This is a genomic window from Actinospica robiniae DSM 44927, from assembly GCF_000504285.1.
Lineage (GTDB): Bacteria > Actinomycetota > Actinomycetes > Streptomycetales > Catenulisporaceae > Actinospica > Actinospica robiniae.
Genome location: NZ_KI632511.1, coordinates 9,776,265 through 9,791,270 on the forward strand (window position 1 = coordinate 9,776,265; position 15,006 = coordinate 9,791,270).

The following is a 15,006-nucleotide window of genomic DNA, read 5'->3' on the forward strand; positions in this document are numbered from 1 at the left end:
CGCCGTCCGGGCGGCTTAGGTTACCGCAACACATCCCCAAGTTTTTCGGAAACTTTCGAACAACCGTCGACAGCGGAGCCCTGGGTTCCGCCGCTTCCGGGTGTCGTCGACGTCGAGGGCAGAGCGAAAGGACGGCATGACCAGTCAGATGTCCGTGGAGGCGGACAGGTCCGGCGGCGACGCGCGCTGGCGCGATCCCGCGCTCTCGCCCGAGGAACGCGCCGACGCGCTGATCCCGCAGATGACCCTGGACGAGAAGATCGCCCAGCTCGTCGGGGTCTGGGTCGGGGCGGACGCCTCGGGCGGCGGGGTGGCGCCGCTCCAGGACGACAACACGAAGGACCTCGGCCCCTGGGACGAGGTGATCCGGCACGGGCTGGGCCAGCTCACCCGTCCGTTCGGCACCGCCCCGATCGACGCCGCGGCCGGCGCCCGCTCGCTGGCCGTCTCGCAGGCCCAGATCGCCGCCGCCAGCCGCTTCGGCATCCCGGCCCAGGTGCACGAGGAGTGCCTGACCGGCTTCGCCACCTGGGGCGCGACCGCCTACCCCGCGCCGCTGGCCTGGGGCGCGGCGTTCGACCCCGAACTCGTCCGGGAGATGGCCGGACGGATCGGCGCCTGCATGCGCGCGGTCGGCGTGCACCAGGGGCTCTCGCCGGTGCTGGACGTGACCCGCGACTACCGCTGGGGCCGCACCGAGGAGACCATCGGCGAGGACCCGTACCTGGTCGGCCAGGTCGGCGCGGCCTACGTCAGGGGTCTGGAGGAGTCCGGCATCGTCGCGACCCTCAAGCACTTCGCCGGCTACTCCGCCTCCCGCGGCGGGCGCAACCTCGCGCCGGTCGCCATGGGCCCGCGGGAGCTGGCCGACGTCATCCTGCCCCCGTTCGAGACCGCGCTGCAGCTCGGCGGGGCCCGCTCGGTGATGAACTCCTACGCGGAGATCGACGGCGTGCCGGTCGCCGCGGACGAGCAGCTGCTCACCGGCCTGCTCCGGGGGGAGTGGGGTTTCGAGGGCACGGTCGTCGCCGACTACTTCTCCGTCAGATTCCTCGAGTCCCTGCACAAGGTCGCCGCCGACGGCGCCCGCGCGGCCGAACTGGCGCTGCGCGCGGGCATCGACGTCGAGCTGCCCACCGTCGACGCTTTCGGACCGCAGTTCGTCGAGGCCGTGCGGGCCGGGGAGATCGACGAGGCGCTGATCGACCGGGCGCTGCGCCGGGTCCTGGCGCAGAAGGCCGAACTCGGCCTGCTCGACCCGGACTGGCGGCCGATGCCCGAGGGCGCGCAGGACGTCGACCTCAACTCCGAGCAGGACCAGCAGATCGCGCTGCGCCTGGCCCGCGAATCGGTCACCGTGCTGCGCAACGACGACGGGATCCTCCCGCTGCGCCCCGGACTGCGCGTCGCACTGGTCGGCCCGGTCGCCGACGACCCGATGGCGATGCTCGGCTGCTACTCCTTCCCCGCTCATGTGAGCGCTCACGCAGGCCACGGGCTCGGCCTGGAGATCTCGTCGCTGCGCGAGTCGCTCGCCGAGATCGTGCCGGACCTCGCTTACGAACCCGGATGCACCGTCGACGGCGCGGACACCTCAGGGTTCGCCGCCGCCGTCGCCGCGGCCGCCGCGAACGACGTGTGCGTGCTGGCGGTGGGTGACCGGGCCGGCCTGTTCGGCCGCGGCACCTCCGGCGAGGGCTGCGACGCCGCCGACCTGAACCTGCCCGGCGTGCAGGCGCAGCTGGTGCAGGCGATCCTGGCCACCGGCACGCCGGTGATCCTGGTGCTGCTGGCCGGCCGGCCCTACGCCCTCGGCGCCGAGGTCGACGCCGTCGCCGGCATCGTCTACGCCTTCTTCGCCGGACAGCGCGGCGGCCAGGCCGTGGCCGAGGTGCTCACCGGCGCCGTCGAGCCCTCCGGCCGCCTGCCGGTCAGCGTGCCCCGCGACGCCGGCGGCCTTCCCGCGACCTACCTCGCCCCGCCGCTCGGCCGCCGTTCCGAGGTCTCCTCGGTCGACCCGACCCCGGCCTACCCGTTCGGCCACGGCTTGAGCTACACCAGTTTCGACTGGTCCGACGCGGCGGTGCTCGGCCCCGACGGCGCCGCGCTCGACCCGGCGCAGAGCGCCGAGTGGGCCGTCGACGGACACGCCGCCGTCCGGATCCGCGTGCGCAACACCGGATCCCGGCCCGGCACCGAGGTGGTCCAGCTCTACCTGCACGATCCCCTGGCGCAGACCACCCGGCCGATCGAACGCCTGGTCGGCTTCGCCCGCGTGCCGCTCGAGCCCGGCGAGCAGGCAGAGGTCCGCTTCGACGTCCCAGCCGACCTCGCCTCCTTCACCGGCCTGGGCGGCACCCGGATCGTCGAGCCGGGCGAGGTGGAGCTGCGCTTCGGACATTCCAGCGGCCGCGCCGCCGCCGCGCTCGCCCTGCGCCTGGCCGGCGCCGAACGCGAGGTCGGCTATCGCAGGCACCTGGTATCCCAGGCCCGCGTCGAGCGCACCGGAGCGCTCGCGCCCAGCACGAAGGAGGCAGGAGGGTGAGTCTGGCAAGCTCCGGCACCACCCCCGCGGCGGGCGCCAAGCCCGTCCGGATCCGGCCGCGCAAGCGCACCTGGCGCGAGGCGCTGCGCCGGGAATGGCGGCTGTACTCGCTGGCCGTGGTGCCGCTGGTGTTCTTCGCCGTGTTCCGCTACATCCCGATGATCGGCAACGTCATCGCGTTCCGCTGGTACGAGCCCGGCGGCAGCCTGTTCGGCGAGTACTGGGTCGGGTTCTACTACTTCCAGGAGTTCTGGACCGACCCGACGTTCTGGCACGTGTTCACCAACACGCTGGTCCTCGGGCTGCTCTCGCTGCTCTTCACCTTCCCGGCGCCGATCATCCTGGCGCTGCTGCTCAACGAGGTGCGCTCCAGCCGGTTCAAGCGGATCGTGCAGTCGATCTCGTACCTGCCGCACTTCCTGTCGGTGGTCGTGGTCGCGGGCATCATCCTGCAGATGACCTCGAGCACCGGCCCGATCAACCAGCTGCTCGGGCACCTCGGCCACACGCCGATCGACTTCATCCAGCAGCCCGGCTGGTTCCGCCAGATCTACGTCTCCTCAGAGGTCTGGCAGACCGCGGGGTGGGGCACGATCCTCTACCTCGCCGCGCTGACCACGATCGACGCCCAGCTCTACGAGCAGGCGAGGATCGACGGGGCCGGCCGGTGGCGGCAGACCTGGCACATCACCCTGCCCGGCATCCGCCCGACCATGGTGACGCTGCTGGTGCTCAACATCGGCACGTTCATGGCGGTGGGCTTCGAGAAGATCCTGCTGATCTACAACCCGCTGACCTACCCCACCGCCGACGTCATCTCGACCTACCTCTACCGGGTCGGCGTGCAGTCCGGCAGCTTCAGCTACGCCGCCGCGATCGGCCTGTTCGAATCGCTGATCGGCCTGTTCCTGGTGGTCTCCGCCAACTTCATCTCCCGTCGAGTGGTGGGGACGAGCCTGTGGTAGCCGTGACCGAGACCAGCCCCAAGCCGGTCGGCGACCTGGTGCGGCGCAACAAGATCCGCGCCACCCGGGGCGAACGCGCCTTCCAGGTGGTCAACGCCGTCATCCTGCTCGGCGTCGTCGCGCTGACGCTCTATCCGTTCCTCAACCTGCTGGCCCAGTCCTTCAGCGCGCAGGACGCGATCGCGGCCGGCCGGGTGAACCTGATCCCCAAGGGCTTCAACGTCACCACCTACAAGACGGTGATGTCTGATTCGGTCTTCTGGGAGAACTACCGCAACACCGTGCTCTACACCGTCGTCGCCACCCTCATCGCGATGGTGCTGACCACCTGCTACGCCTACGTGCTGTCCAAGAAGAACATCAAGGGCCGCGGCTTCCTGATCGGTGTCGCCGTGTTCACCATGTTCTTCAACGGCGGCCTGATCCCGAACTACGTCCTGGTCAACGACCTCGGGCTGCGCAACTCGCTCTGGGCGATCGTGCTGCCCAACGCCATCAGCGTGTTCAACCTGCTGGTGATGAAGGCGTTCTTCGAGTCGCTCCCGGGCGAGCTCGAGGAGGCCGCCATGGTCGACGGCCTGAACACCTACGGGATCCTCTGGCGCATCGTGCTGCCGCTGTCCAAGGCGGTGCTGGCCACGATGGTGCTCTTCTACGCGGTGACCTTCTGGAACTCGTGGTTCTCCGCGTTTCTTTACATGGATGACAACAGCATGTTCCCGGTCACGGTGTACCTGCGCAACCTGATCGCCGGCGCCACCAGCGGTACCAACAACGGCGCCTCGGGCGATACCGCGCTGCAGGTCGCGGCCAACATCCAGGCGGTGACCATCGTGCTCACGGTCATCCCGATCCTGTCGATCTACCCGTTCATCCAACGGTACTTCGTATCCGGCGTGATGCTCGGCGCGGTCAAGGGCTGATCCCCACCACCCGCATTACCCGCACCACCGGCAATTCGCACCCCCTCGCACCAAGGACAAAGGAGTTCGAAGTGAACAGTTTCTCCCGACGCGGCTTCCTCGGCGTGCTCGGCGGCGGTATCGCCGCCGCGGCGCTGGCCGGCTGCTCAACCCAGAAGCCGGGCGGATCCAACAGCACTACCGGCGGCGCCGGCGACCTGTCCGCCAACAAGGTCGGCGCCATGGACGACTACGCCGTCGGCACGCAGTTCAAGGCCACGCAGCCGCTCGACTTCGGCATGATGATGTTGAACAACCCGAACTACCCATACAACCCCAAGTGGGAGTTCTTCACCGACCTGCAGAAGATGACGAACATCAGCATCTCCGCGACGAGCGTTCCGCAGAGCGACTACAACACCAAGGTCGGCGTCATGGTCGGCGCGGGCGACGCGCCGGCGATCATCCCGAAGACCTACCACCCGGCCGAGCAGGCGTTCATCTCCAGCGGCGCGATTCTGCCGGTGAGCGACTACACCGACCTGATGCCGAACTACACCGCGCAGGTCAAGGAGTGGAACCTGGAGAGCGACCTCGACACCTGGCGCGGCGCCGACGGCAAGTACTACGCGCTGCCGGGCCTGCACGAGAACGTCTGGATCGACTACTCGATCGCCGTGCGCACGGACATCCTCCAGAAGCACAACATCGAGATCCCCACCACCCTGGACGAGTTCACCACGATGCTCCAGGCGCTCAAGACGGCGTACCCGAACCTGTACCCGTTCTCCGACCGCTGGTCCACCCCCACCCCCGGCCCCGGCGCGAACGCCCTGCTCCAGACCCTCGGCAACGCCTACGGCACCCACGCCGGCTGGAGCTACCAGCACCAGACCTGGAACGCCGCCCAGGGCAAGTTCGTCTACACCGGCGCGACCGACGAGTACAAGGCCATGGTCACGCTGCTCAACAGCTGGGTCAGCCAGAAGCTGCTCGACCCGGCCAGCTTCACCCAGACCGACGCGCAGGCGGAGCAGAAGTTCGCCAACAGCCAGTCCTTCGTCATCAGCGCCAACGCGCAGGAGGTGGTCAACACCTACCAGAAGGACCTGGCCAAGGTCGCCGGCGCGACCGTCGTGAAGATCCCGGTGCCGACCGGTCCGACGGGTGCGGTCAACGTCGGCACCCGGCTCGAGAACGGCATCATGATCTCGTCCTCGGCGCGCAAGAGCCCGAACTTCGTCGCGATGATGCAGTTCATCGACTGGCTGTTCTACTCCGACGCTGGAAAGCTCTACGCCAAGTGGGGCGTCAAGGGCGAGACCTACACCGGCAGCATCGACGACGGCAGCTTCAAGCTCGCCCCCGACGTCGACTGGGGCGGCCTGAACCCGAGCGGCACCAAGCAGCTCAACGTCGACTACGGGTTCTTCAACGGAGTCTTCGCCTACGCCGGCAGCAGCAACCTGCTCAACACCCAGTTCCCGCCGGCCGAGCAGGCCTTCCAGAAGGTCATGAACCAGCGCAAGGTCCTGCCGCTCGACCCGCCCGCGCCGTTCAGCGACCAGCAGCAGCAGCAGACCACGCTGTGGGCGTCCACGCTGATGGACTACGTCAACCAGAACACGTTGAAGTTCATCCTCGGCCAGCGGCCGCTGAGCGACTGGGACAAGTACGTCTCCGAGCTCCAGGGGCTCAACTCCGACAAGTACATCGACGCCGTCAACCAGGCCTACCAGACCTACAAGAAGGCCCACGGCTAGACGAGCACCCGGCCCGGTCCGCTGCCACGCGGACCGGGCCGGACCCGCCTCGGCGGGACCGACACGCACGAGAGCACGCAGTGCTCGAAGAAACACCCGGATCAGCGGAGGAACAGCGGTGCCGACCCCCATCAACGTCCCGGACCGAGCCGTCGGACGGCTCTCCGACGCCTGGCGCCACTGCGTCGGCACCGGCCGTTTCGAACTCGCGCTGCGGCGCGACTACCAGGACTCGCTGGCGCTGATCCAGCGCGAGATCGGCTTCCGGCACATCCGGGGCCACGGCCTGTTCGCCGAGGGCGTCGCGGTGCACCAGCCGTACGAGTACCAGGGCTCGACCCGTACGCGGTACAACTTCGGCTACGTCGACCAGGTCATCGACGCTTACCTCGAACTCGGCATCCAGCCGTTCCTCGAGCTCGGCTTCATGCCCAAGGCGCTGGCCTCGGGCGATCAGACGGTGTTCTGGTGGCAGGGCAACGTCACCCCGCCGAAGTCGCTGGCGGAGTGGAACGACCTGGTCCGCGCCACGCTGCGGCACCTGATCGACCGCTACGGCCTCGACCTCGTGCGCCAGTGGCCGATCGAGGTGTGGAACGAGCCGAACCTGACCGTGTTCTGGCAGGACGCGAACGAAGAGGCCTACCACCGGCTGTACGAGGCCACCGCGTTCGCGGTCAAGGAAGTCGACGCCGAACTCCAGGTCGGCGGCCCGGCCATCTCTCCCGGGGCGGACGAGTGGCTCAAGCCCTTCGCCGACTTCGTCTCGCTGCGCGGGATCCCGGTCGACTTCGTGAGCAAGCACGCGTACACCACCGGCCCGGCCCAGCACGTGCCCTTCGGCGTGTACCAGACCCTCGCCCCCGCCCGGAGCCTGCTTGAGCAGTTCGCGACCCCGCGCGACCTGCTGCGCTCCACCGCGCTCGAGGGCCTGCCGGTGCACATCACCGAGTTCAACTCGTCCTACCGGCCGGACAACCCGATCCACGACACCGCCTTCCACGCCGCGTACCTCGCGCCGGTCCTGGCCGAGGGCGGCGAGCACGTCGCGTCCTTCTCCTACTGGACCTTCAGCGACATGTTCGAAGAGGTCGGCGTCCCGACGTCGCTGTTCCACGGCGGCTTCGGCCTGCTGACGCACCGCCAGATCAAGAAGCCGACCTACCACCTCTACGCGTTCATGGCCCGGATGGGCTCGGACATCCTCGCCCGCGGCACCGACCACCTCGTCACCCGCGACCAGGACGGCCGGATCACGGTGCTGGCCTGGGCTCCCGTCGACGAGACCGGCCGGGAGCCGGTGCCCGCCGGCCATCGGCTGCGGCTGTCGATCCCCGTCGGCGCGGAGGCGGACGCGGCGTTCGCGCTGCGCTCCAGCGTCAGCGAAGAAGCCGGCAACGCCTGGGCCGCCTGGCGCGAGATGGGCCGCCCCGCCGCGCCGAGCAGCCGCCGGCTCGACGCCCTGCGCGAGAGCGCCGAACCCACCCGCCGCCACAGCGCCCTGCCGGTCGAGGCCGGCCGCGTACAGCTCGACCTGACCCTCGATCAGCACGAGGTGACGCTGGTGGAGATCAGCCCCGTGCACGACGAGACCCCGCCGTGGCTCGACGACCGGCGGCTGTTCGGCTACGCCCGACCCGAGAGCGAGACGGAGGAGACCTCATGAGTATTCTCAATATCCAGTCCGGCCGCGATTTCGGCGAAGGCCCGCTCGCCCGGGTCACATCGCTGGTCTACCGGCTGATGACGATCGACGCGCTGATGATCCTCGCCGTGCTGCCGGGCCTGATCCCGCTGGTCCTGCTCAGCCGGGACGCCGCCGACGCGCCGCTGGCCGTGGCCTGCCTGATCCCGGTCGGCCCGGCCCTGTCCGCGGCCCTGTTCGCGCTGCGCCGGCACCGCGGGGACATCACCGACCTGCGTCCCGCGGCCGAGTTCCGCCGCGGGTACGCGCTGAACGTCGGGGGAGTGCTGCGGCTGTGGCTGCCCTACCTGGCCGCCCTGTCCGTGATCGCGGTGGACCTCGCCCACGTCAAGGCCTCCGGCGTGCCCGGCTGGTGGAGCGCGATCATCGTCGTGCTCGCCGTCGTGGCGACGCTCTGGATGGCCAACGCCCTGGTGATCACCTCGCTCTTCTCCTTCCGCGCCCGCGACGTCGCGCGCCTGGCCGCGTACTTCCTCGGCGCGACCCGCTCGGTCGCGCTCGGCAACCTGTGCCTGCTGATCGTGGCCGTCGGCGTGGTCGACTTCGCCTCCGAGGCCGTCCTGGCCCTGTTCGGGGTCTTGTTCGTCGGAGCCCTGCTGCGCTCCTCCCAGCCGATGACCACCCGGGTTCAAGAGGAGTTCACCGCGTGACCCTGCCGAACAACACGAAGATCGCTTACGGCGGCGACTACAACCCCGAGCAGTGGCCGCAGGAGGTCTGGGCGCGCGACTACGAGCTCTTCGACCTCGCCGGGATCGACACCGTCACCCTCGGCGTGTTCGACTGGGCCCTGAACCAGCCCGCCCTCGACCGCTACGACTTCGACCTGCTCGACCGGATCGTGGCGCGGGCGGGCGCCGAAGGCCGGCAGATCTGCCTGGCCACCGGCACCGGCGCGCTCCCGCCGTGGCTCGCGAAGCTGCACCCCGAGGTCAACCGCACCGACTTCGAAGGCCGCCGGCACCGCTACGGCCAGCGGCACAACGCCTGCCCGAGCTCCCCGGTCTTCCAGCGGCTCTCGGCGGAACTCGCCCGGCGGGTGGCCCGCCGCTACGCCGGCAGCGAGGCCGTCATCGCCTGGCACATCGGCAACGAGTACGGCGGCGCCTGCTACTGCGAGCTGTGCGGCGCCGCGTTCCGGGACTGGCTGAAGAAGCGCTATGCGAGCCTGGAACGGCTCAACGAGGCCTGGTACACCACATTCTGGTCACACCGTTTCACCGACTGGGACGAGATCGAGCCGCCGTCCGCGCTCACCGAGCACTGGCGCGGCCCGGACCACACCGCGTTCCAGGGCATCACCCTCGACTACCGGCGGTTCATGTCGGAGGCGATGCTGGCGAACTTCATCGCGGAGAAGGAGGCGATCCGCGAGTCGAGCCCCGACCTGCCCATCACCACCAACTTCATGGGCATGTACCAGCCGATCGACTACCACCGCTGGGCCGAGCACCTGGACTTCGCGTCCTGGGACAACTACCCGCCGGACGACACGTCCCAGGCCCGCATGGCCCTGACGCACGACCTCATGCGCGGCCTGAAGGGCGGTCAGCCGTTCTGGGTGATGGAGCAGACCCCGAGCACGACCGCGTGCCGGGACGTCAACCCGCTCAAGCGCCCCGGCGTGCTCGGCCTGTGGAGCTGGCAGTCGGTGGCCCACGGCGCGGACGCGGTGCTGTACTTCCAGATGCGCGCGTCGAAGGGCGCGAGCGAGAAGTACCACGGCGCCGTCATCGGCCACGGCGGGCGTTCGGACACCAGGGTCTTCACCGAGACCGCCCGGCTGGGTGAGCAGTTCGCGCGGCTCGGCGGCGCTTCGCTCGGGGCGAGGACCCCGGCGCGCACGGCGCTGATCTTCGACTGGGACAGCTGGTGGGCGCTGGAGATGTCCGACGGCCCGTCACGTCTGCTGCGCTACGGGCAGACGATGATCACCGTCTACTCGGCGCTGTGGGAGCTGGGCGTCGACGTGGACGTCGTCCCGGTCACCGCAGACCTCGACGGCTACGACGTCGTCGTCGCGCCGCTCCTGCACATGGTGAAGGGCGACCTCGCGCAGCGGCTCGAAGCCGTCGCCGCACGCGGTGGATCCGTGGTGACCACGTTGCTCTCCGGCCGAGTCGACGAGGACGACAACGCGTTCCTCGCGGACGTCCCCGGGCCGCTCGCGCCGCTGCTGGGCGTGCGCGTGGACGAGTGGGACGCCCGCGAAGCGGACGTCGTCAACCCGGTGCGCCTCGGGACTTCCGACGATTCGGTCGTCTCGGACTCCCGGCTGGTGTTCGAGCTCGTCATCCCGCAAGGCGCTGAGGTGGTGGGAGTCTACGAGCAGGATTTCTACGCCGGCACCCCCGCCGTCACCCGCAACACGTTCGGCGAGGGCGAGGGCTGGTACATCGGCGCGATGCTCGACAAGCCGGGCCTGTCGTGGGTCATCCGCGAAGTGCTCAAGCGGCACGACATCGAGACGCGCTACGCCGACGTCCCCGACCTCGAATCCGCCGAACGGGTGACCCCCGACGGCACGCGCCTGCTCTTCCTGCTCAACCATCGGGCCGAGGCACTCGAGGTCGAGGCGCAGCACAGCGGCACCGACCTGCTCACCGGCACGCACGTCGAGAAGGGTGAGCGGATCCGGTTCGAGCCGTGCGGAGTCAAGGTGCTGCGGCGAACTCCGTGAGCAGTTCGCAGGTGCGCCGGGGATCCTCGTACATCGGCGTGTGCCCGACGCCCGGTAGCACCTCGACGCGGGCGTCGGGCACGTTGCGGTAGGCGTCGGCCGAGGACGGGCTCCACCGCTTGTCCGCGGACCCGAAGATCACCAGTACCGGGAGGCCGAGCCGGCGGAGCCGCTCCGGGATCGGGCGGTCGAAGAGGTATTCCATCGAAGCGTCGGCGGTCGAGGCGAGGGCGTGGTGGGTCATCCCGCGCGCGCCCTCGGCCAACGCCTTGGGCGGCTTCACCGGCCGGGTGAAGGCGCTGCTCAGGCTCTTGCGCACGATGGCCGAGGTGAACAGCCGCCACAGCAGCGCGCCGGGGAAGGGCCTGAACAGCAGCCGGCTGAGCGCGTTGTCGGAGGTGTCGGCGGCCATGTTCGGCCCGGTGTCGATCAGCGCGAGCGCCGCGACGAGTTCCGGCCGCTCCTCGGCCAGCGCGGTGGCGACGTTCCCGCCGGTGGAGTGCCCGACGGCGACCGCCACCCGGCCCACGCCCAACCGGTCGAGCACCGCGCCGATCCGACGGGCCTGCGCGGAGATCTCGTATCCCGTATCCGGACTCGTCGACGCGCCGTGGCCGAGCAAGTCCACCCGGATGACGTGGTGGGAACGCGCCAGCGTCGGGACCACGGGATCCCACCACGCCGTGCATGCGCCGAGGCCGTGGATCAGCAGCAGCGTCGGCGCTCCTGGCTCACCGTCCTCAAGGACGTGCAAGGCCGCGCCTTCGTGTTCGGCGCGCGTGAGTTGATCCATGGCCGTTCTCCCATCCCGCAAAACCCGCTGACCCCTCGTCAGTTAGCCTGGCAGCATGGGGATCGGCGCGCTTCCGGAAACGTGCGATGCGCTGGCGTGGATCCGGCCCGGCCAGGTCGGCTACATCGGCCCGGATCTCGGCGTGGGCATCCACGGCACCGCGGTGGGCGTGCTGACGGTCGGCCTGGACGCGCCCGTCACCCTGGAGACGCCCGAGCACGGGAAGATCACCGCCCGCAGCGTCTACGCGCCGGCCCGCGTGGCGCACCGCGTCGTCGCTCCCGCCGGGTGCCGGATCCTGCTGCTGTTCGCCGACTCGGCCGACGCGCCGGCCGACCGCATGGCCGCCGCGATGCAGCGCCACGTCGGCGCCGTCGGCCTCGAGCACCGCGCGGAGAACTGGCTGATCAAGAAGGCCGGCGCGCGCGGCGACGACGTGGACCAAGGCGCGTTCCAAAAAATAACAGGCCCGCCGGCCGGCGACAGGGGAGCCGCCGACCCGCGCATCGAAGGACTCGTCGAGGAGATCCGCACCCGCCCCGCGCAGGCGTTCCGCGCCGAGGCCAGCGCGCAGCGGCTGGGTGTCTCGAGGTCGCACTTCCTGCACATGTTCGCCCACCACACCGGCACCACGTTCCGCCGCTACCAGCAATGGTCGCGCGTCCTGCACGTCGTCCGCGGCATCAGCGCCGGCCACGACCTCACCCGCTGCGCCGCAGACGCGGGCTTCGCCTCGCCTTCGCACCTGAGTGACAGCTTCCGGCAGAACCTGGGCACGACCGCGACGACGGTGTTCGGCTCGCGCATCCGCTTCGAACTGGATGGGGCATGAATCTCTTCGAGATGGGTGTCGGATCGGGGTCGGGTCGTTCGTAGCAAGGGTGAGGCCGCCGGCAAGGGGCGGCGCGAGGCGAAGGAACGGCCGGACCATGAAGCTTACGACGATGACCCAGATCACCCTCGACGGAGTGATGCAGGGAAACGGCGCTACGTCGGATGACCGCAGGAACGGCTTCGAGCGCGGGGGTTGGGCGCTCGGGGCGGGTGACGACGAGACCAGGGAGTTCCTCGCGCAGACCTTCCGGCGCGCTGGGGGGTTCCTGTTCGGCCGGTTCACTTACGAGCTGTTCGCGGGCTCGTGGGGATCGATCGACGCGATGCGCGAACACCCCATCGGCGTGGCCTTGAACGAGGCCCCGAAGTACGTGGCCTCGGCGACGCTCACCGAGGCAGGGTGGAAGGACACGACCGTCCTGCGCGGCGACCTCGCGGCGGCCGTCCGTGAACTGAAGGCCAAGCCGGGAAGCGAGCTGCAAGTGCACGGCAGCGGCGCCCTGATCCGCTGGCTGCTGGAGAACGAACTGGTCGACGAGATGACCCTCATCGTGGTCCCGGTGGTCCTCGGCCAGGGCTCGCGGCTGTTCCCGGAGAGCGGCCCGGATCTCGCATTCAAGCTGATCGAGTCGCGGGTCGACTCCAAAGGCGTGATGATCCAGGTCTACCGGCCGGCCGGACGTCCGCGGTACGCGAAGGCGGCCTGAAGCCGTTTATGCCTGCCAGCGGCCGCGCCCCCTTCCCGACACGACAGGAGATGAGCCACAGATGCAGTATCTGGTTTCCGTGATCGACGACAAGACCAATCCCGGCAGCACAGACCGGCGGCCCGCCATCCGCGCGTTCAACGAGCGGCTGATGGCCGATGGCTACTGGGTGTTCGCGGGCGGGCTCGCGGACACCGACGCGGCGACGGTCGTCGACAACCGAGGCGAGCAGACCGTGCTCATCGACGGGCCCTTCGTCGAGTCGAAGGAATACCTCGCCGGCATCTGGGTGTGGGAGGTGCCCGATCGAGATACGGCACTCGAACTCGCCACGGAGGCGTCGAAGGTCTGCGATCGGAAGATCGAGGTGCGGCCTTTCCTCTGACCGCGGCCGGGCCGAGAGCCACAGCGGCGGATCTTGTGCGCATAGGCCGTCGGTGTGGTTCGAGGGCTGCGGGCGCGGGCGCGTCGTCCGCGGAGCCGGGACGGGCATGTGATCGTGGATCAATGGCTGACGCACTGCTGGCCGAGACCGCTCAAGGGGCCGTCCGCGGCCGGGCCTTGGCCGACGGCGGACGGCTGTTCGCCGGGCTTCCGTTCGCGGTACCGCCGGTAGGTGAGCTGCGTTTCCGTCCGCCGCAGCCGCCCGCGCGGTGGACGGGCGTGCGCGAGGCCGACGGGTTCGGCCCGGCGCCCGCCCAGGGCACATCGGCGCTCATGACGCTGATGCGGGACGCGGCGTCAGCGGCCGCTGCGGCCGCCGCGTTCCCGACCGGCGACATCACCGTGACGTCAGAGGACTGCCTCTATCTCAATGTGTGGAGTCCCAGTGGTCCGGACGGCGACGCGCCGCGGCCGGTGATCGTCTGGTTCTACGGCGGCGGCTTCGAAGCGGGCTCGGCCGCGCCGCCGTACAGCGACGGAGCCGTGCTCGCCCGCCAGACCGGAGCCGTCGTCGTCACCGCGAACTACCGGCTCGGCGCCTTCGGCTTCCTGCACCTCGCGGACTTCGGAGACGCCTGGGCCGGCTGCACGAACTTCGCGCTGCAGGACCAGGTCGCCGTGCTGCGGTGGGTGCGCGAGAACATCAGTGCTTTCGGCGGAGATCCGAACACGGTGACCGCCGCGGGCCAGTCGGCCGGTGCCTTCTGCATCGGCGCGCTGCTCGCGGTGCCGGCCGCCGCCGGGCTGTTCCACCGGGCCATCCTGCTCAGCGGCAGCACCTCGCGGATCTTCGACCGGGAGACGGCCGTCTCGATGGCCGAGGACCTGCTCGCCATCCTGCGCCTCGACGACGCCGACGGGCTGGCCGACGTACCGGCGTCGCAGATCCTTGACGCGCAGGCCGCCATCAGCAGCGGCGACATCGGCAGCCGCAACCTGCCCGGCGGCCGGGCCTGGGGAGTCGTGCTGGACGGGCAGGTGCTGCCCCGCGATCCTCACCAAGCCGTCGCCGCGGGCGCCGCCGCCCACATCCCGCTGCTGGTCTGTTCCACGCACGACGAGGTGCGGGTCTTCCAGCTACTCGCCGGCGAATCCTTCCGGCCGGCCGATGAGGCGTCGCTGCACACCGAGATGCGGCAGGCCGGCATCACCGAACCCGCCGAGCTCGTCGAAGCCTACCGCCGACGCGTCGCAGAGCCCGATGATCTCTCGGCCCTGCGCTGCGCCTTCCTCAGCGACGCCGTCTTCCGCCTGCCGGTGGTGCGCCTGGCCCGCGCCCAGGCTGAGGCGGGCGGCCGGGCGTATCACTCCATCCTGCTCGACGCGCCGTGCGGTCCCGAAGTCGGCGCGTTCCACGGCGCCGACTTGATCTACCTGTTCGACAAGCTCGCCTTCGTCGACGCCGACACCGCCGAGCATCGCAGCGTGCGCGATGCCCTGACACGCGCGTGGGCGACCTTCGCCGCCACCGGTGATCCCGGCTGGCCGACGTACGAGCCGGACGCGGCGGGCAACTCCCGGGCCATGACAGCACCCGCGCACGGCGTCGGCGCGATGGTCACCGAGCCGCCGCTCGACGACGTCACCGCGCTCTGGCCGGCGGAACCCTCGTAGCCTGCTGCGGGCATGGCGAAACCCCTCCCGGTGTGTCCGGGAGGGGTTCGTCGT

The 15,006-nt window shown here is 70.0% G+C and carries 12 protein-coding genes; 11 read left to right on the forward strand and 1 reads right to left on the reverse strand.

Annotation, left to right across the window (positions count from 1 at the left end):
• The first annotated feature begins 136 nt into the window (after positions 1 to 136).
• The 7 genes from ACTRO_RS41865 (at position 137) to ACTRO_RS41895 (ending at position 10,560) form a co-directional block, all read left to right on the forward strand.
• A complete protein-coding gene (locus ACTRO_RS41865) occupies positions 137 to 2,545 on the forward strand; it encodes a beta-xylosidase/alpha-l-arabinosidase (RefSeq protein ID WP_051452214.1) in 2,409 nt (802 codons plus the stop codon).
• A 2-nt stretch (positions 2,546 to 2,547) separates the two neighbouring features.
• The gene (locus ACTRO_RS41870; protein ID WP_425394900.1) at positions 2,548 to 3,510 is read left to right on the forward strand and encodes an ABC transporter permease; all 963 of its coding nucleotides are present in this window, start codon (positions 2,548 to 2,550) and stop codon (positions 3,508 to 3,510) included.
• Positions 3,511 to 3,548: 38 nt separating this feature from the next.
• The gene (locus ACTRO_RS41875) at positions 3,549 to 4,433 is read left to right on the forward strand and encodes a carbohydrate ABC transporter permease (protein ID WP_425394901.1); all 885 of its coding nucleotides are present in this window, start codon (positions 3,549 to 3,551) and stop codon (positions 4,431 to 4,433) included.
• Positions 4,434 to 4,504: 71 nt separating this feature from the next.
• Entirely contained in the window at positions 4,505 to 6,175 is a 1,671-nt protein-coding gene (locus ACTRO_RS41880) for an ABC transporter substrate-binding protein (RefSeq protein ID WP_034272098.1), read from the forward strand.
• Between the two features lie 118 nt (positions 6,176 to 6,293).
• Complete coding sequence (locus ACTRO_RS41885) at positions 6,294 to 7,841, forward strand: GH39 family glycosyl hydrolase (RefSeq protein WP_084316946.1); 1,548 nt, start codon at positions 6,294 to 6,296, stop codon at positions 7,839 to 7,841.
• Positions 7,838 to 8,530, forward strand: coding sequence for a hypothetical protein (locus tag ACTRO_RS41890; protein ID WP_034272100.1), 693 nt, complete (start codon positions 7,838 to 7,840; stop codon positions 8,528 to 8,530). Before ACTRO_RS41885 ends, ACTRO_RS41890 begins: the two co-directional genes overlap by 4 nt.
• A complete protein-coding gene (locus tag ACTRO_RS41895; protein ID WP_034272103.1) occupies positions 8,527 to 10,560 on the forward strand; it encodes a beta-galactosidase in 2,034 nt (677 codons plus the stop codon). Before ACTRO_RS41890 ends, ACTRO_RS41895 begins: the two co-directional genes overlap by 4 nt.
• Here ACTRO_RS41895 and ACTRO_RS41900 read toward each other — a convergent pair.
• Positions 10,535 to 11,353, reverse strand: a complete 819-nt coding sequence (locus ACTRO_RS41900; protein WP_084316947.1) for an alpha/beta fold hydrolase — start codon at positions 11,351 to 11,353, stop codon at positions 10,535 to 10,537. The genes ACTRO_RS41895 and ACTRO_RS41900 overlap by 26 nt on opposite strands.
• A gap of 55 nt (positions 11,354 to 11,408) precedes the next feature.
• Between ACTRO_RS41900 and ACTRO_RS47860 the strand changes: the two genes are divergently transcribed.
• The 4 genes from ACTRO_RS47860 to ACTRO_RS41920 all read left to right on the forward strand — a co-directional run bounded on the left by ACTRO_RS47860 (position 11,409) and on the right by ACTRO_RS41920 (position 14,952).
• Positions 11,409 to 12,185 carry a helix-turn-helix domain-containing protein gene (locus ACTRO_RS47860; protein WP_051452215.1) on the forward strand — a complete coding sequence of 259 codons (777 nt, stop codon included), beginning with the start codon at positions 11,409 to 11,411 and terminating at the stop codon, positions 12,183 to 12,185.
• A 97-nt stretch (positions 12,186 to 12,282) separates the two neighbouring features.
• Positions 12,283 to 12,894, forward strand: coding sequence for a dihydrofolate reductase family protein (locus ACTRO_RS41910; RefSeq protein WP_034272106.1), 612 nt, complete (start codon positions 12,283 to 12,285; stop codon positions 12,892 to 12,894).
• A 61-nt stretch (positions 12,895 to 12,955) separates the two neighbouring features.
• On the forward strand, positions 12,956 to 13,279 hold the full coding sequence (locus tag ACTRO_RS41915) for a YciI family protein (RefSeq protein ID WP_034272108.1): 324 nt from the start codon (positions 12,956 to 12,958) through the stop codon (positions 13,277 to 13,279).
• A gap of 122 nt (positions 13,280 to 13,401) precedes the next feature.
• Positions 13,402 to 14,952 (forward strand): carboxylesterase/lipase family protein, encoded by a 1,551-nt coding sequence (locus ACTRO_RS41920; protein WP_034272110.1) that lies wholly within the window; start codon positions 13,402 to 13,404, stop codon positions 14,950 to 14,952.
• Positions 14,953 to 15,006 lie beyond the last annotated feature (54 nt).